The 16005-nt window shown below is 68.0% G+C and carries 19 protein-coding genes; 7 read left to right on the forward strand and 12 right to left on the reverse strand.

The window, feature by feature from the left end; translation table 11 throughout:
- Positions 1-59 precede the first annotated feature (59 nt).
- Together SH922_RS22540 and SH922_RS22545 are read left to right on the forward strand one after the other, a co-directional pair.
- A complete protein-coding gene (locus SH922_RS22540) occupies positions 60-638 on the forward strand; it encodes a dihydrofolate reductase family protein (protein WP_393059700.1) in 579 nt (192 codons plus the stop codon).
- 91 nt (positions 639-729) lie between these two features.
- The gene (locus tag SH922_RS22545; protein WP_393059701.1) at positions 730-1317 is read left to right on the forward strand and encodes a hypothetical protein; all 588 of its coding nucleotides are present in this window, start codon (positions 730-732) and stop codon (positions 1315-1317) included.
- Positions 1318-1356: 39 nt separating this feature from the next.
- On the opposite strand, the gene sigJ is transcribed toward SH922_RS22545, so the two are convergent.
- Positions 1357-2301 (reverse strand): RNA polymerase sigma factor SigJ, encoded by a 945-nt coding sequence (gene sigJ / locus SH922_RS22550; protein WP_393059702.1) that lies wholly within the window; start codon positions 2299-2301, stop codon positions 1357-1359.
- A 102-nt stretch (positions 2302-2403) separates the two neighbouring features.
- Here sigJ and SH922_RS22555 point away from each other — a divergent pair, with 102 nt between their 5' ends.
- On the forward strand, positions 2404-2769 hold the full coding sequence (locus tag SH922_RS22555; protein WP_393059703.1) for a hypothetical protein: 366 nt from the start codon (positions 2404-2406) through the stop codon (positions 2767-2769).
- Between the two features lie 121 nt (positions 2770-2890).
- Here SH922_RS22555 and SH922_RS22560 read toward each other — a convergent pair whose 3' ends face one another.
- The 11 genes from SH922_RS22560 to SH922_RS22610 form a co-directional block, all read right to left on the reverse strand.
- Complete coding sequence (locus tag SH922_RS22560) at positions 2891-3439, reverse strand: DUF1062 domain-containing protein (protein WP_393059704.1); 549 nt, start codon at positions 3437-3439, stop codon at positions 2891-2893.
- 256 nt (positions 3440-3695) lie between these two features.
- Positions 3696-4265 (reverse strand): hypothetical protein, encoded by a 570-nt coding sequence (locus tag SH922_RS22565; protein ID WP_393059705.1) that lies wholly within the window; start codon positions 4263-4265, stop codon positions 3696-3698.
- 263 nt (positions 4266-4528) lie between these two features.
- Positions 4529-5269, reverse strand: a complete 741-nt coding sequence (locus tag SH922_RS22570; protein WP_393059706.1) for a dienelactone hydrolase family protein — start codon at positions 5267-5269, stop codon at positions 4529-4531.
- Between the two features lie 318 nt (positions 5270-5587).
- Entirely contained in the window at positions 5588-6379 is a 792-nt protein-coding gene (locus SH922_RS22575) for a class I SAM-dependent methyltransferase (protein ID WP_393059707.1), read from the reverse strand.
- Between the two features lie 91 nt (positions 6380-6470).
- Positions 6471-7496, reverse strand: coding sequence for a hypothetical protein (locus SH922_RS22580; RefSeq protein ID WP_393059708.1), 1026 nt, complete (start codon positions 7494-7496; stop codon positions 6471-6473).
- A gap of 711 nt (positions 7497-8207) precedes the next feature.
- Positions 8208-8681 (reverse strand): hypothetical protein, encoded by a 474-nt coding sequence (locus SH922_RS22585; RefSeq protein WP_393059709.1) that lies wholly within the window; start codon positions 8679-8681, stop codon positions 8208-8210.
- A gap of 75 nt (positions 8682-8756) precedes the next feature.
- Positions 8757-8972 carry a hypothetical protein gene (locus tag SH922_RS22590; RefSeq protein ID WP_393059710.1) on the reverse strand — a complete coding sequence of 72 codons (216 nt, stop codon included), beginning with the start codon at positions 8970-8972 and terminating at the stop codon, positions 8757-8759.
- 423 nt (positions 8973-9395) lie between these two features.
- Complete coding sequence (locus SH922_RS22595; protein WP_393059711.1) at positions 9396-10670, reverse strand: DUF6357 family protein; 1275 nt, start codon at positions 10668-10670, stop codon at positions 9396-9398.
- Between the two features lie 95 nt (positions 10671-10765).
- The gene (locus SH922_RS22600) at positions 10766-11386 is read right to left on the reverse strand and encodes a hypothetical protein (protein ID WP_393059712.1); all 621 of its coding nucleotides are present in this window, start codon (positions 11384-11386) and stop codon (positions 10766-10768) included.
- 4 nt (positions 11387-11390) lie between these two features.
- Positions 11391-11630 (reverse strand): DUF397 domain-containing protein, encoded by a 240-nt coding sequence (locus SH922_RS22605; RefSeq protein ID WP_393059713.1) that lies wholly within the window; start codon positions 11628-11630, stop codon positions 11391-11393.
- Positions 11627-12439, reverse strand: a complete 813-nt coding sequence (locus SH922_RS22610) for a helix-turn-helix domain-containing protein (protein ID WP_393059714.1) — start codon at positions 12437-12439, stop codon at positions 11627-11629. Before SH922_RS22610 ends, SH922_RS22605 begins: the two co-directional genes overlap by 4 nt.
- Positions 12440-12521: 82 nt before the next feature.
- On the opposite strand from SH922_RS22610, the gene SH922_RS22615 reads away from it, so the two are divergent.
- The 4 genes from SH922_RS22615 to SH922_RS22630 all read left to right on the forward strand — a co-directional run bounded on the left by SH922_RS22615 (position 12522) and on the right by SH922_RS22630 (position 15474).
- Positions 12522-12947 (forward strand): hypothetical protein, encoded by a 426-nt coding sequence (locus tag SH922_RS22615; RefSeq protein WP_393059715.1) that lies wholly within the window; start codon positions 12522-12524, stop codon positions 12945-12947.
- A gap of 110 nt (positions 12948-13057) precedes the next feature.
- On the forward strand, positions 13058-14062 hold the full coding sequence (locus tag SH922_RS22620; protein WP_393059716.1) for a hypothetical protein: 1005 nt from the start codon (positions 13058-13060) through the stop codon (positions 14060-14062).
- 93 nt (positions 14063-14155) lie between these two features.
- Positions 14156-14815, forward strand: coding sequence for a TetR/AcrR family transcriptional regulator (locus SH922_RS22625; protein WP_393059717.1), 660 nt, complete (start codon positions 14156-14158; stop codon positions 14813-14815).
- A 68-nt stretch (positions 14816-14883) separates the two neighbouring features.
- Positions 14884-15474, forward strand: coding sequence for a helix-turn-helix domain-containing protein (locus SH922_RS22630; RefSeq protein ID WP_393063656.1), 591 nt, complete (start codon positions 14884-14886; stop codon positions 15472-15474).
- The last annotated feature ends 531 nt before the right edge of the window (positions 15475-16005 follow it).

Consider the following 16005-nt stretch of genomic DNA (forward strand, 5'->3'; position numbering starts at 1 on the left):
CTGCCGTGGGCGCCGGTCAGTAAGAGCAGTAAGTGATCAGCGCACGTGAGGAGAACATCATGACCACCACCTACACCTTCGACGTCTTCTCCAGCCTCGACGGCTTCGGCGCCGCCGGCGGCGACTGGACCGGGTACTGGGGCAAGCAGGGCCCGGAGCTCCTCGACCACCGCCTCGGCCTGTACCGGGACGAGCAGCGGATGGTCTTCGGGGCCAACACGTACAAGCTGTTCGCGCAGATGCTGGCCGCGAGCACCGAGGAGTCCGATGTGCGGGACCCCTGGGTGACCCGGATGAGGAGCCTGCCTGCGACGGTGGTGTCGACCACGCTGGAGGGGCCCCTCGACTGGCCGGACGCGACCGTCGCGAGCGGCGATGCCGTCGACGTCGTCGCCCGGCTCAAGGAGGAGTCCGAGGTGCCGTTGCGCTCGCACGGCAGCCTGTCGATGAACAGGGCGCTGATGGCCGCCGGACTGGTCGACCGCGTCCAGGTCACGCTCTTTCCCGTGATCACCGGGCGGACCGGCCTGGACCCGATCTTCAAGGGTGCGGCCGACTTCGACCTCGAACTCATCGAGCATCGAACGCTCGACGGCCACATCCAGGAGCTCACTTACCGGCCCACGCTGCATGCCTGAGCCGACCGCGTAGGCGCCAAGGCTCCCGGGTCCAGCCCGTCGTACCAGGCGCCCCGGTCGGGGTGTCAGTGGCGCGCTGTACGTTGCGGCCATGGGCGTATACCTGATCAGTGTCGGCGCGGAGGAGTGGTTCGGCGAGGAGGAGGGGTGGGGGGAGATCGCTACGGCGCTCAACCACGAGTTGCGGCAACAAGGGCTGCCACCCTACGAGTCCGTGCCGAAGGAGAAGAGCTTCGTTCGCGATTCCGGGCAGGCCTTCGAGGAGAAGTTGATTTCCTCGATGGACGGGTTCGAGGCGCTGTGCGAGACGCACCTCTCGCGCGAGGAAACCGAGACTCTCTCCGGCTGGTCCGTGCTGGTGCCGTTCTCGCTCGACGAGGAGATCTGGTTGCCCATCGGATCCGCCTACAGCGAGTCGTCGACCATGGTCGCGGGCGCTCCCCAGGTGCTGGCACTCGCGGAACGGCTGGCGGCAGCCATCGAGTTGCCGGCCGAGACCCCTCGCATGTGCGACAACCTCGATCTGACCATGTGGTTCATGGACGGAGCAGCGAAGGAACTGGCCGCGGTCCGACCGGGGCCATGGAGCGGCGACCTGGACACAGCCTTCTACGTCGCACTGTTCCTGCGCGCTGCTGAGCACTCGGTGCGGCGGGGCTGCCCCATCGTCTACTCCTGAGCCGAGCAGACCACGGCGGCTGCCGAGGACGTGAGACCGTCACGTCGTCGGCTGCATCGCCGTCTCGTCACCGTCCCGCGCCCACGGCCGCAGCTTCTCCGGATTGCGGACCGCCCAGATCCGGGTGATGCGGCCGTCCACGATCTCGAACGAGGCCACGGTCATGACGGCACCGGCCCGCTGGGCCACCAGGCCCGGCACACCGTTGACCGACCGCTCCAGGAGTTCGAGCCCCGGGGCCTTGTCGGCGATGGCGACCATGTACTGGGCGATGAGTGCCCCGCCCTCGATCGGGCGCAGCGCGGTACCGACCAGGCCTCCGCCGTCGGCGGTCATCACGGCGGCCGGGTCGAGGAGGTCGACGAGGGCCGCGACGTTCTTGGTCTCCCACGCCTCCTTGACGTGCCGCACCGCCTCGGCCTGGCCCGACGTCGCCACCGGGGTGTGCGCGACGCGGACCCGCCGACGGGCGGAGGCCGCGAGCTGCTTGCACGCCGCGGAGGTCCGGCCGAGGACGTCGGCGATCTCGGCGAAGGGGTACCGGAACACGTCGTGCAGGACGAACGCCACCCGCTCGGCGGGCGTCATCGACTCCAGTACGACGAGGAAGGCCATGGTCACCGATTCGTCCAGGACCATCTGGTCGGCGGGGTCGGAGTGGTCGGTGCCGCGGCCCTGGTGCCACTCCGTGCGGTCGGGCAGCGGCTCCGGCAACCACGCGCCGACATAGCGTTCCCGGCGGGCCCGCGCCGAGCCGAGCACGTCCAGGCAGATGCGACCGGTCACCGTCGACAGCCAGGCGCCCGGGGACACGATCTCGGCCTGCCGGCTGCGTGGCAGCGCGTACCAGCGCGCGTAGGCCTCCTGCACGGCGTCCTCCGCCTCGGCCAGTGAACCCAGCAACCGATAGGCCACATTCAGCAGTTGGCGCCGCTCACCGGCTATGTCATCGGTACTCGTTCCCGCCGCCCCCGCCGTCCCCATGCTCCCGAACGCCCTCTCGCCTTACCTTTCGCGGGCCCGCGTCGTCGGGCTGGTAAGACCCTATCGATCTACTGCCCCCCGGGCGGAAAAGGGGACCGTGGCATGACAACCCAGGCGACGGCGACACAGCGCCGCATCTCGTTCCTGCAGATCGCGATCGCCCTGCAGACCCTGACCATCTTCCTTCAGGCGATCTCTGCCGGACTGCTGCTGACCTCGTCGTACGGAGAGACGCTGCACAGCGCCGGAGCCCGCGTCATGTACGGGGCCTCGATGCTGTACGTGATCGCGGCGGTGCTGGCATGGAAGCCGGGAGGCGGCTCGCCCCGGCCGATCTGGTACGCGTCCGGCTTCCTCGTCCTCGCCTCGGTCCAGGTCGTGCTCGGGATCGCCCACGTTCCGTCGGTCCATCTCCCTCTGGGCGTCCTGATGTTCGGCCTGAGCCTGCTGGCACTGGCCCGGCGCTGAAGCCCGGTACGGGCGCGTCGGGGGCGTCGGTGCGGGGGCTCCCGCGGGGGCGAGGTTCAGGCGGTTCAGGCGGGCCTGTCCGGCGGATCGTGCCGGACAGGCCCTGTGCCCCGGGGGCGGATCAGCGCTTGAGCGTGAAGGTGAAGTCGCCCGAGAGCCTGCCGCTCAGCCGTACGGCCGAGACGAGCTTCCCCTCCTTGATCAGCCGCTCGACCTCGGCCCGCGAAAGACCGCAGCCCTCAGCGATCAGCCGCGCCGGCCTGACCGGGATCTGCGCCCCGAAACGGACCGCTATGTCGATCACCTCGCGATCCAGGTGATCCGATCCGCCGGTGTCGAGACGCCAGGCGTCGTCCCAGTCGAGGGCGATGTGATTACGGCGTCGTACGACCGGATCCTGGAGCAGCTCGGCGGCCAGGCCGGGATCGTTGTCGTGCATCCGGTCCAGCAACTCCGGTCGTACGGAACGCACATGCGTCCGCTCCAGGATCGTGAGCCTGGTGGTCTCCCCGCATGAGGTGCAGAGGGCGAGGAGCCAGGCATCGAGCAGCTTGTGGTTCGCGTTGACGCGGAACTTGCCGTTCGCCCGGAAGCTCTCGGACGCGCACGTGTGGCAGCGGCGGAGGACGAGTGGCAGGCAAGTGGGCATGACAAACCAGGTGTTGAGCACAGGGGTACACCGATTTCAGGTGAGAAGTCCGCAGCAGAAATCAGCGCGGCGCACAGGTGCGACGCGCGACAGGTCAGCAGTGGGGAGGTCTCACGCGGTGTACAACGGAACGCCTTTGCCTAGACGACGTGGTTCGGCTTCGGCAGCACGATAGGGGTGCACAGCGGTGCCGTTCCACCGGTTTTTGTGCGCCTCGCCGGTGGGCCGTCGACGAGGCCCGCGCCCCGGGGCGATCGGCTCCGGCGGCGCCGGGACATCAGGAAGCGCTCGCGGACGCGCGAAGGTTGCGGGTACGGGCCAGGGGTGCGAGGCCGGCCATGAGGACGAGGGCGGCGAGCGGGATCAGATCAAGGTTCACGGCGATGAGGAGGAAGGCGACGAAGACGAGCACGGGGCTCCACACGGGAAGCCGCCGGGGCCGGGACGCGACCAGCATGGCCAGCAGGGTCAGGATGCCGAGCTGGAAGGCCAGGGGACCCGCCATCTCCAGAGGTTCGGGCAGCGGGGCGGCGTCGTCGAAGCGGGGGAACAGGTCGCCGAGGATCACCCAGAGGAAGCACCCGGCGCCGAACACCCCCGCGACCATGGCCGCACCGGCGGCCGCCGCTCTTCGCCCTGTGCCGGCGGGGACCATGCTGCGCAGCTCCACGACCAGGGCGCCCAGCAGGAGGAAGGCGGCGAAGAAGAAGGTGTGGCCGATGTTCCAGGCAGGCCCGGGCCCGTGGTCGCCGTCCCTGCCGTCGATGAGGCGGAACACGCCGTACAGGAGCAGGAACAGCGGAACGAGTAGGGCGAACAGGCGAGTTGAGCGCGTTGTCTCGGTCATACGACCACGGTCGCGGAGGGGCGGCTCGCGGGCTATCGGGATGACCCCCGGTGCGGCCCGGAGGTATCGCCCTGAGAAGTCCCTGACGAGGGGACCTGACAGGTCCGTGTCCCGGGCCCTGAGCCCCGGGTCTTCACGGAGTGGGACGGCTGACGGAAGCGCCGGTGGCCGAGCGCCGCCCCGACCGGCTGGTACCGCCGATGGCGGGTACGCCTCCGATCGGGGCGACTCCTACCGTCTGCTGCCGGCCCGGCAGCCCGGTCTCACTTCAGGTGCCGGGTGAAGAACTGACCCGCGGCGTCCCCGGCGAACTGCGGGACGCCGGTGTGACCGCCCATATTGGCGTTCAGGGACTTCTCCTCGGAGCCGAAGGCGTCGAACAGGTCCAGGGCCGCCTGCCGGTCGTTCCCCTCGTCGTCCCACTGCAGCAGGACGTGCAGGGGAACGGTGACCCGGCGTGCCTCCTCGAATATGGCGCGAGGCACGAGACTCCCGGCGAACAGAACGGCGGCCGAGATGCGCGGCTCGACCACCGCCAGCCGGATACCGATGGACATCACGCCCCCCGAGTACCCGACGGGGCCGTCGATCTCGGGCATCGCAAGGAGGGCGTCCAGGGCGGCCTGCCATTCCGGGACCACCTTGTCGACCAGCGGGAGGACGAGCGCGTCGACGATCTCGTCGCTGACCGGCTCGCCGGCCTTCATCACCCGCTGCAGATCGGCGCGGGCCTGCTCGATGGCGGGCCAACGGGGCCGGTCACCGCTCCCGGGGAGCTCGATGGTGGCCGAGGCGAAGCCATCCGCCGCGGCGTGCCGGGCCCGGTCCACCAGTCGGGGGTACATCCTGCGCAGACCGAGGGGAGGGTGGCCGAGCAGGATCAGCGGCGCCGGAGTGGATGCGGATGCCGATGCGGGTGTCCACAGGATGCCGGGGATCTCGCCGAGGGTGAATTCGCGTTCGAGGACGCCGTCGTCGAGGCGTTGCTCGGAAGTGAAGTGCATGGTCGTGCCTTTCGGGAGTGCTCACAGACGGCGCTCCCGGACGACCTATCGCCCGACCATGACTCCAGAGGGGAGCACCCATGTCGATACTGCGTTCACGGGTACCACCTCCTCGTTCTCTCGCACGGCCTCCGGGAGATTAGCAGGGGCCGCTGTGCCCCGCCAACGGGCTTTTGCGGAGGCTCCGTGGCCGGATGTTCGCGGAGCCGCTCACCACAAAGGAGGGCACGGCCCCTTCCGCCAGGGCTGGAGTTCGTGGGAGGCGTCGGCACTTGGCCATTCGGAGACACGGCCGTCTCGGCATGCCTCACGGCCGGGTCAGCCCGGCTTGACCGCCCGCGTTGCAAAATAGTTCGACATGTATGGAGCGGATGCGTTGGATTGGTGCGGCGCTTCCGCGAAGCCGGTGAGGACGAACCCCGCGGTGATTTGCCCGCCGATCTGGTCGGTGAGGGTGTGGCTGTATTCAAGAGGGGCATCCGCGCCGAACTTCGTGGCGCGTTCCTCGGCGGAGTACTGCGTGACATCGCTGTAGGGCAGCTTGTGCACGACGATCAGCTCGCCGCGCTCGTCGAGCGCCTCGTGGTCGAACAAGTACGCATCAGGGTTGAGGAAGCCCACGAGCAGAGTTCCGCCCGGTCGCAGGACGCGGAAGCACTCACGCCACACCGGTGCCAAGTCTGGTACGAAGAGGTTGGAGACCGGATGGAATACGACGTCGAATGTTGCGTCGCCGAAGGCGCTGAGGTCGCGCATGTCGCCCAGGACGGTGCGCAGCTCGAGTCCGTCGCGCGCCGCCACCATCTGGTCCTGGCCGAGCTGGCGGGGTGAGTTGTCGAATACGGTGACCCGCGCCCCTGCGGCGGCGAGGATCGGACCCTGCTGGCCACCGCCGGAGGCCAGGCCCAACACGTCCTTGCCGGTCAGGTCCGTCGGCAGCCAGGAGCGGTCGACTGGCTCACGCCCGATGAGAACAATCGACCAGTCGCCCATGCGGGCGCGCTCGACATCCTCAGCACTCACCGGCCTCGACCACTCGTTGCCCTCTTGGACACACTTGTCCCAGGCTGCCCGATTGTGGGCAACGGGGTCGACAACAATGTCCTGCACGTTCAACTCCCTGGTACAGCCAAGCGGACACCTGCGGTACTGACAGTTCGGTGCCGCCAGCCTGGCTCCGAACATGATCTCCGGACAGGTCCTAATCGGTCATGACGGCGCTGGGGGCCTCGCCGTTCAGCGCCTGTTGGGCGCGGGCGGTCGTGGTTGCGGCGAAGGACTGGAGAATTCCGAGGTCCGTGCCGCCGGCGCCCTCGTCCAGCATGACGATATTGATGACCACCGTTCCCACTCGGACCACTGCCATCGCGCCGGTCGCTTCGGTGATGCCGGACGTCGGGCTGTTGGCCCAATCGAAGGCGGCAGAGTCGTCGCCACCGACGTTCGGCAGAGCCACCGGTGTCGGCGTGGACCCGAAGTTCGCGTGCTGTCGCTTGCTCTCGGTGTATCCGGCGGTCGCCGCTTTGACGCTCTTGTAGGTCAGTACTTCGATCTGCGCCTGGTCGAACTCGAAGCCCGGAGTGTAGGCGGTCTGGACGTTGAGCACCGCGTCCGTGCACTTGTCACCCGCTCGGCAGTCGAACTCCCTGGGATAGTCGTCCCGCACGCCCCAGCCGGTCGGCAGGCTGTTCATGCCGGGCGAGATCTCCTTGACCACCGCAGGGTCCTTGAGGACTGTCACAGTGCTTCCGGACCCGGGTCCCTGTGCGGGGGAATCATCCGCATTGATCAACTGCTTTCCGCCGTAGAGGCCCAGGGCCAGCAACGCGACGAGCACAACAGCCGCGGCCAGCAGGGACAGGCGAACGTTGCGGGTGTTGGTGACGGTCACCCCTGCCGTGGAGATGATGGTCCGGCCCCGTACCGGGCTGTTGTCGAACGAGATGCCCGTGTTGATGCGGGGCTGGGCGGCAGGCGGCGGTCCCGCCAGGGCGAGGGCTATCCGCTCGGCGAAACGCGGGTCGGCGTCCACCTCCGCCTGGATCACGTTCCGCAACTCCGCGACGGCCGCGGGGTCGGTGGGACTGGCGTCGATGGTGCTGATCGCCGTACGGCCCCGATCGGTCGCCACGAGGCGGTCGCGCACGATCGTCGTGACGGTCTGTCCCACTTCGGCCCCGACCGCGGCGGCCGTGCCACTCGCAACCTGCGCGAAGATGGCTAACACTTGCTCGACCATGCGCCGTCGCCCCCTGATATCCGCACTGACAAGGGCCTCATTGTCCTCGCAGGCGCCCTGCCCCGCGGCAGTATCACCCATTCGACTTCCGCAAACGGCTCCAGGCCCAGCCCCACTCGAATACGGAGATCCGCGGCCAGGCCCTCGTGACGGAGCCCGAGTGCCTCACCGATCCGGATCCCGGTCTCCCACAGCAGCGCGAACAGAAACCGGTTCCGCAGCCGGGTGTACGCGTCCAGGATCGCCTGGACCTGGACGGCGGTCAGGATCGTCGGGTGGGTGCGGGGCGACTTCAGCTTGATCGTGCGGCGTCTCCAGGGCCGGCCGCCGACTAAGGGCTGTCCCGCAATTCCTGGCGGGCGCGCGACGACAGCTACGGCACCTCGCGGCGTTGTCGGGACGCCCGAATACATCCAGTATTCGGGCGTCCCTCCGCCTTGCGATGCACCGCATCTGACGCCGCGCGCTGATCCACCAGGAATTGCGGGACAGCCCTTGGGTGATACAGAAACGGCTTCCAGCCCGTGCGACGGGCGCGGAGCGGCTGCAGCTCGGTGACCAGATCGCCCAGGTCCACGCCGTGACGGGCGCGAAAGGCATAGAGACCGCTGACCGCCGACAGCCGCCAATGGGCTTTTGCGGAGGCTCCGTGGCCGGATGATCGCGGAGCCGCTCACCACAAAGGAGGGCGCGGCCCCTTCAGCCGGAAGTCAGGCTGCGGTGCGCTGCGGCCATGAACGCGGCCTTGTATGTCTCAAGGTGCTCGTTCACCTCGGTATCGCCGATCTCGCGCCACACCGCCTGGTTGAGCGCGTGCCCGTAGGCGCGGACGGGCTCGTGCAGCCGCTGGTCGCACATCAGCATCACATTGCCCGATGCGGTCCACAGCGCGGTCATGACGGGCCCGGCACCGGTCATCCACCCGTTCTCGTCGTCACCCCACGGCTCAGGACGGCTGTACGCGACCTGCTCGGCCTGCTGCGCTCGCGCGACGAACTCCTTGAGCACCGCCAACTGTTCCGCCCGGCGGCCCTCCGCCGTGGCCGCCGCCAGCCTGTGTCGCTCGGTGCGCTCGGCGGACCGCTGCGTCGCGCGCTGGGCAAAGGCGGTCAACCCGCCGCCGAGCAGGACACCGGCGAGCGACAGAACGGGTGCCCAGATCTCACCGGTCATCGCGAACCCCCTCCGAGACCACATGCATGATCATGGACATGCTATGCAGCGCAGGGGTGGCCCGGAGGGCAGTCGTCAGAAGATCCCGAAGAAGCGATCCGACCAGGTGGGCCGCTCAACATAAAGGAGGCTCGGCCCGTCGTACGCGCTCTCCAGCAGTTCCTCGGGAACCACCGAGTAGCCGAGCTCGACCGACGCTCGATCGACCTTGGCGAGATCGCCGTCGACCCGTTCGCCCTCGTTTCGAGCAGCTGGTGCAGCATCTGTACCTGGCCGAAGGCGGCCGTCCACTCAAGCGGTGTTCTGCCCTTCATCGCCTCGTGGATGTCCGCTCCGTGGCGCAGGAGCATGTCCACGGAGCTGTGGATGGCCCCGTTCCCCGGCCGTCGCTGCCAGCCCCAGCGGCACGGATCATCCGGATCATTCCTGGACCGTCCAAGGAGCGTCGACCTGTGCGGCGGAGTATTCGCCCGGGCCCGCGGGCCTCAGGCGGCTATCGGCGCTTCCGGGAAGGCCAGGGCGGGAGAGCCGCCCGTCCACCACGCACCGATCGCGAACGCGGCAGTGGCCTCCACGTACGCCGCACGGTCCACGCCGCCCGCCGGCGTCGGACTCTGGGCCGCGCGATACGCGGACAGCGTGCTCGACGCGCAGGACCGGTACGAGGCCCGCTGAGCCCATGTCGTACGGGCGCGGTCTGTGACGGTGGCGGGGCTACTCGGCGGCGGCGGCGGCGTCGCGTCGTCGGCGCGCGCGTTCGAGATCGGCGGCGTCCGACATCCAGGAGCCGTGCTCGTCGAGCGCGGCGCAGCCGCCCCGGACGAAGGCGCCCAGCAGCTTCCGGTATCCGCTCATCCCGTCGACCAGGCTGTACTCGACCCGGTACTCCGGATCCGACCCGTTCTCGCCCTTGCGCGCTGTCGTGATCCGGGCGAGCGAGTCCGCGTAGAAATGGAACTGGAGCCCCTCGCCCATCTCCTCGTCCTCGATGGTGAACACCTGGTTTTCCGAGCCGTAGCGGTCGGCGACGAACTCCCAGAACTCCGCGGTGGCGGTGCGGGGGTGGCTCCGGAGCCACTTCTTCTCGCCGTCCTTGTCGTCGGTGAACAACAGGCTCGTCTTCCTCGCGCTCTCACCGGACGTGGCGCTGTCGCCGACAGCCTCCTCGTCATCGTCCATGGGCGTGCTCCTGGTGCGGTCGACGGCCTCCGAGCACATCAGGAAGCTCACCGTCCGTACCGCGTCGTCGACGAGCTCAGGGTGCGCACGGCGTACGGCCGCTTCGACCGTCGCCGCCATCCGCTCCCAGTCGCGTTTGTCCGTGCCGCGCTTTCCCCGTCGCGGGTCGCGGCCGATCCGCATGCCGGCGCACGCCTGCTCCGCGGTGGCGATCACCCGCATGACCTCGGGCAGGAGCGCGGGGTTGACGGCATCGGGCAGCCGCCTCGGAATCGTCGCGCCGTGCAGGTACTGGCCCGTGTACATCAGAAGCGCGGTGTCGAGTACATCGAGTACCTGTCCGCGCTCGGCGCGACGGCGGTCCGCGTAGTACACCTGAGTTCGTTTCGCGTCTGACGTCTCTGTCGCCGATCGCATCGCCGCGCAGACCTGGCCGCGCTCCAGCAGATTGATGTCGGCTCCGTGGGAGATGAGAGGGCCCTTGGCCCACTGGATCCGTTGGAAGGTCGCGTCGACGTCCGCCGGTGCGGAAAGGAGGATCGGGTCCAGGAGCGCGACGGCGGCGTTCTCGTCGAGCGGGCCGCGGGTTCCGGCCGCGTCGCACAGCGGGATGACCGCGCTCCACAGCAGCAGGTGTCGGGCCAGATCCTCCCGGATCACCGCAAGATGGGCTTCCCCGATCGAGAACGTGAACGTGCGCGGGTCGTGGTTGGCGTCGGCCCCGGCGCCGAGCATCAGCTTCAGCTCGCCGTCCTCGCGGACCACGTTCGGGATCCAGCCGCTCCGGCGGGTGAAAACGACGTCTGTCATGGGCTCAGTCTTCACCATCGGACGAGACCGGCGAGAGCTGGCCGCCCTTGGTTCGTCGAACCAGCGGACCCGGCAAACGAGAACACTGTTTGGGCCTACTTCCGGGAAGGGAACGCCTCGTCGAGCGTGGGGACCGCGAGGTGGTCGGACGTCATCGCGTCCAGGACGTCGTCCACCCGCAGGTAGCGGCCCTGCTGGATCGCCGGCGTGATCCTGCCGATCGTGCCAGCCTCCCTGAGGTGGAACACGGTCCATCGACCCGGGAACGTGTCCGTGTCCAGGGGCTTCCCGTCACGCAGGATCTGCCGCGTCTGCTTGCTCGCGTTGCGGGTCCCCTCGATCTCCTGGTTGATGGTCTCCACCGCATCGACCCCGAAGACCGTTCCTCCGCCGCCTCGTTGATACATCACAAGCATCCGGGGGCGGGCAAGAGCCACGTGCTTGCTGTCGAGCGGGCAGATGTACGCGCGGTGCGTGGAGAGGTCGAGCATGGCCTGCTCGTTCGCCGGCACGATCACCGCGTGGTTGTGCAGAGAGCGGAACCAGCCGATCGCGGCTTCCTCGTTCCACACGAGCTTGTTGCGATTGCGGAACGCGGGATCTGCGACCAGGCCTCGGTACGCCATCAGCTCGATGCTGCGCGGCGGGCGTCCCACCAGGGCTCCGAAGTCGGCCCTGGTCAGGACCTCGGGCAGCTCGTCGAACCAGGTCGTCATCGAGCTATACCGCCGTGTGCTTGAGGAAGGCCGTCCAGGCGGCGGGGGAGAGGGTGAGCGCGGGGGCGGTGAGGTCCTTGGAGTCGCGGACGTGGACGGTGTGGGGGCAGGTGGCCACCTCTACGCAGTTGCCGCCCTCGCTACCGCTGTGGCTGGATTTGGTCCACGCCACGGCAACCTCGATGCAGTTGCCACTGTCGTTGCCGCTGTAGGTGCTCTTGGACCAGCGGAGACCGGTGCTCATATTTTCTGTGCCACCTGTTCGATCAGTTCCAGCGATTCTTCCGGGCTGAGAGCCTGCGCTCGCAGAGTCCCATACTTGCCGAACAGGTTGGCCAGGTCAGGTTGTTTGTCGACGAAGAAGCTGCCTCCCTGACCTTCGATGTAAGCGAGCTGGCGCCGCTGTTCCGTCTCCAGCAGGACGAAGGGGCCGTCCAGTCCGGCATGACTCTCTCGTTCCGGTGGCATCACCTGGATCTGTACGTGCCGTAGCTGCGCGACTTCGAGCACGTGACGCAACTGCTCCTTCTGCACGGCCTGCCCGCCGATAGGGCGGCTGAGGGCAATCAGTTCCACGACGAAGGTGATGTCCGGCAGCGGCTTCCTGGCCAGAAGGCTCTGTCTGTCCAGCCGGGCGGCTACTTTCCCTGCGATGTCCTCGTCGTCGTACGCGGGGTGGCGGCTCTCGAAGACCGCGTGTGCGTACGCCTCCGTCTGGAGTAGCCCCGGCATCACATGGGTCTCGTACGTGTGGAGGGCCGCAGCCATCGCTTCCTCCTCGGCGAACTCTGCGAACCAGGAGGCCAAGTGGGTGGTGTCCAGCTTCCGTGCAGCTGCCATCAGTGCACCTTGTGCACCAAGGACGTCGTCCGCGCGCGCGACGAAATTTCCCTTCGGCGGCCGGGCCCCTCGCTCCACCATCGCCACCTGCGACTTGGAGAATCCGATCTTCAGCCCTAATGCCTCCTGTGAAAGGCCGGCGCGCAGACGGAAGAAGCGCAGCAACTCCCCGAACATCTCGGCGCTACCGGCCCCGTTATTACTGGAGTGCACAGCCCTGACCCCCAAGTGCACAACAGTGCACAGACGCCTTGTGTCCCTGGTCACGGTACGTGCGAGTGCCGACGCTTTCCGTATGGAACAGAAAAATTCACCGGACCTGATGCCCTCCTGGATCCCCGCGACGGGCCACGCGCTCCGTCACGCCGGGATCCACTTCGACGCCGTACGGATCATCGGCATCCTGGGCGAGCAAGTTGCGTACGAAGTAATGCAGTTCACCGACTTTCGGGCCGGACCCATCGTCCGCTCGCGGATCGGGGAGCGGAGCATGTACTTCCTGCTGCCGCCCGGGAGCGCCCGTGAGTACCGATGGCCCGTCGGGGCCGAGGCGTTGGTGCGGGAGGGGGCGGCCTTCGTCGGGGTGCCCGCCTTGCACGGGCTGACGTACCCGCTGGACTGGCGTTCCCTGCCTACCGCCCAAGTCCCGTTCGTGGATGCGGAACTGCTGTTCGAGCTGCTGCGGGAGGTGGTCGACGACGAGATCCGTGCTGTACGGTGATCGCGTCATTACGCTCCGTGCGCTTCTGCGCATGGGGCGGCCCCCGGCGGTGCTACCAACACCGTATGCCGAGGGCCTTCACCCCACGATGGATCTGAGGTCCACCGAGAATGCTTTGTCATGCTATCTCGCCGTCCTACGGCTACGTGAAGGCCGCGCACGACATCGTGCGGCATCCGAAGCTCACCAGTGACGCGAAGATTCTCATCACCTACGTGCAGGGCCTCCCCGAGAAGTGGTCCGGTAGGCCTCTCGGTGAGCACGCCAAGAGGCTCGGCATCAAAGGGCGCGCCTACCAGAAGGCGAAGGGCCTACTCAAGGAGAACGGGTTCGTCCACGAGTGGCGGCGCCAGGACGGCGGCGGGCTCTGGGTGACCGATCAGCTCCTGTCCAATGTTCCGCTCACGGACCACGAGGCCCGGCGCATCCATGACAAAAGGGCTGAATCACCGCAGGTGGGACCGAATGAGCACTATCCGACGGTCGGTCATCCGAGTACTCGGTCCGTCGGTGGTTACCTACCCAAGGGTGAAGAACAGGAGAAGAACTCCTCCCACCCACCCACCGAAGAGCCGAAGCCTGCGGACGAAGCCGTGGAGCCCGAACCCACGGACCCGCAAGTCATCCAGGCCGAGCGCGTGTTGCTCTCTCTCAAACGCGTCGACGACCAGCTGCGCCTCGGGGCCCGTGAGGCCCGGGGGCTGGCCGGGACGGCCGCCGAATGGCTGCGGCGCGGGGTCGATGTTGCCGGGCTGCGGCTCGCGCTCACCAGGGGGCTGCCCAAGGACGGAGTGAGGTTTCCGTTCGGGTTCCTGGGCAAGCGGCTCGAAACCATGATGCCGTCGCCGGTACGCGTGGAGGAGCCCGCTCCCGTCCTCGCCGCCGTCAGGGAGTTCATCGCGTGCGAGGCGCAGCAAGAGGGCGCTGAGCACGTCTTCCGGCCCAAGGGGACCGAGACCGTGTGCCGGCCGTGTACGCAGCAGGCCGCCTGGGAGGCGCACACGGTCAAGTGGGACCCGCCGCCCCTGGACGACGACTTCGAGGAGCCCGAGTCGTTGCCCTGGCGGGAGCGGATCGCGGCGTTGCAGGCGGCGGATGCGGCTGCCGCCGAGTGAGGCGTACGGCTGTTCGCCGTGTGGCGGTAGCACCGTCTGCGCCGTGGAGCGAGCAAAGTGGGCGCGGGGGCCTGGACGGACCGAGGAGGACCGATGACGGATGCCGTAGTGGAGCTTTGGAGCGGAGTGCGGGCGGCGCGGGACCCTGCGTGGGTGCGTGCGCAACTCATGGCGGCCGGGCGGACCTTGTTCGCCGTGTACGGCTACGCCCGTACCACCGTCGAGGATCTGTGTGCCTCCGCGCACGTGGAAGTGCGGGACTTCCACCGCGAGTTCGAGTCGCGCGAGGCCCTGCTCGTCGATCTGTACGACGAGGTGGCGACGCGGGGCATGCGGGCGTCCGAGACGGAGTTGTCCGCCGAGGGCATGGAGACCTGCCCGACCGAGGAACGGGTCCGCAGGCTCTTCGACGCCTATGTGCAGGCCGTCACGCGGGACCCGCGCGAGGCGAGGGTGGCGTTCGTCGAGGTGCTCGGGGTCAGCAGGGAGATGGACGCCCACCTCACGATGTGGCGCTCGGTGTGGATCGAGTTCCTGACCCAGGAGGCCGAGCGCGCGAGGAGGCGGGGCCACTGCGTCGACGGCAACCTTGCCGTGGTGGTGAAGGTGCTGACGCGGTCCGTCGACGAGCTCCTCGCACACCACGGCCGTCGTCCGCGCCAGGTGCCGCCTGCCTGGCTGACCAGCGAGTTCACCCGGCTGTCCATGGCCATGATCGGACCGGTGGGCGGGTCGACGGACGTCTCCGGTTGACAGCACCACTTGCCGGGTCGGCAAATGGAGGGATGGCAGAAGACAAGGTTGGAGCAGAGGGCAGCGCGATGGGGGACGACGAGTTGTCGTCCGTCCTGACCGGCGTCGGGCCGCGGCTGCGCGCGCTGCGCACCGAGCGCGGGACGACGCTGGCGCAGCTGAGCGAGACGACCGGCATCTCGCTCAGCACGCTGTCCCGGCTGGAGTCCGGTGGCCGCAAGCCCACCCTGGAGCTGCTGCTCCCGCTGGCGAAGGCGTACGGGGTGCAGCTGGACGAGCTGGTCGGGGCTCCGGAGACCGGGGATCCGCGGGTGACCTTCCGGCCCTTCAAGCGGCACGGCATGACGTTCGTGCCGCTGACCCGGCACCTCAGCGGGGTGAACGCGTACAAGCAGGTCATGCCCGGGGCGACGGGTATGGAAGGGCCGGTCGAGCAGCGGGTGCACGAGGGGTACGAGTGGCTGTACGTGCTCTCGGGGCGGCTGCGGCTGGTGCTGGGGGACCACGACCTGGTGCTCACGGCGGGGGAGGTGGCGGAGTTCGACACGCACACCCCGCACTGGTGGGGGGCGGCCGGGCCGGAGCCGGTGGAGTTCCTCAGCCTGTTCGGACCGCAGGGGGAGCGGATGCACGTACGGGCGAAGCCGACGGGGAAGTAGGCGGGTACTCCTGTCCGATGTCTGTTCTCAGCGCCATCCTGCGGAGACTCCTGGGCTCGGAGCACCGGCCCCGCGGAATGTCCCCAGATTTGCAGCATTCCGGACGGAGTTGATCAGCAGTCGTGCCAGCAGGGAGTTCGCCATCCAGGCCGATATCCCTCATTCCGTTGGCGGTCGCCCGCTATTTCTGCCCGGCATTTTCGCATTTCAACTGGTCGTTTACCCGCTGTCGACTGACGATCTTTCCCTCTGATGTCATGTATTTGCCTGACTTCAAGGGGGATGAGGGTCGGACTGACTGGTCTATCCAGTCATCCCTGGAGGAATCAGGATGTCCGTCCAATGTGGTTTCTTCGACTCCGACGTAGAACCCTTCTGGAAGTTTCCTATTGAGGGGTTTCCCTTCGACGTGAAAGCTTTTGGGTGCCCCCACCGTGAAAACGCCCTGCGCAACCTCATCGGAATCGGATCCGCTGGCACTTCACAATGTTTGAAACGTGCTTTTGTCTCCACGTACTATGCGGATACTGA

The sequence above is a fragment of the Streptomyces sp. LN549 genome (genome assembly GCF_043203805.1).
Lineage (GTDB): Bacteria > Actinomycetota > Actinomycetes > Streptomycetales > Streptomycetaceae > Streptomyces.

Excerpts from the sequence above, each read along its gene's own strand:
- SH922_RS22540 (WP_393059700.1), top strand. The coding sequence starts at position 60 with ATGACCACCACCTACACCTTCGACGTCTTCTCCAGCCTCGACGGCTTC.
- SH922_RS22545 (WP_393059701.1), top strand. The coding sequence starts at position 730 with ATGGGCGTATACCTGATCAGTGTCGGCGCGGAGGAGTGGTTCGGCGAG.
- sigJ (WP_393059702.1), bottom strand. The coding sequence starts at position 2,301 with ATGGGGACGGCGGGGGCGGCGGGAACGAGTACCGATGACATAGCCGGT.
- SH922_RS22555 (WP_393059703.1), top strand. The coding sequence starts at position 2,404 with ATGACAACCCAGGCGACGGCGACACAGCGCCGCATCTCGTTCCTGCAG.
- SH922_RS22565 (WP_393059705.1), bottom strand. The coding sequence starts at position 4,265 with ATGACCGAGACAACGCGCTCAACTCGCCTGTTCGCCCTACTCGTTCCG.
- SH922_RS22570 (WP_393059706.1), bottom strand. The coding sequence starts at position 5,269 with ATGCACTTCACTTCCGAGCAACGCCTCGACGACGGCGTCCTCGAACGC.
- SH922_RS22585 (WP_393059709.1), bottom strand. The coding sequence starts at position 8,681 with ATGACCGGTGAGATCTGGGCACCCGTTCTGTCGCTCGCCGGTGTCCTG.
- SH922_RS22595 (WP_393059711.1), bottom strand. The coding sequence starts at position 10,670 with ATGACAGACGTCGTTTTCACCCGCCGGAGCGGCTGGATCCCGAACGTG.
- SH922_RS22600 (WP_393059712.1), bottom strand. The coding sequence starts at position 11,386 with ATGACGACCTGGTTCGACGAGCTGCCCGAGGTCCTGACCAGGGCCGAC.
- SH922_RS22605 (WP_393059713.1), bottom strand. The coding sequence starts at position 11,630 with ATGAGCACCGGTCTCCGCTGGTCCAAGAGCACCTACAGCGGCAACGAC.
- SH922_RS22615 (WP_393059715.1), top strand. The coding sequence starts at position 12,522 with ATGGAACAGAAAAATTCACCGGACCTGATGCCCTCCTGGATCCCCGCG.
- SH922_RS22620 (WP_393059716.1), top strand. The coding sequence starts at position 13,058 with ATGCTTTGTCATGCTATCTCGCCGTCCTACGGCTACGTGAAGGCCGCG.
- SH922_RS22625 (WP_393059717.1), top strand. The coding sequence starts at position 14,156 with ATGACGGATGCCGTAGTGGAGCTTTGGAGCGGAGTGCGGGCGGCGCGG.
- SH922_RS22630 (WP_393063656.1), top strand. The coding sequence starts at position 14,884 with ATGGGGGACGACGAGTTGTCGTCCGTCCTGACCGGCGTCGGGCCGCGG.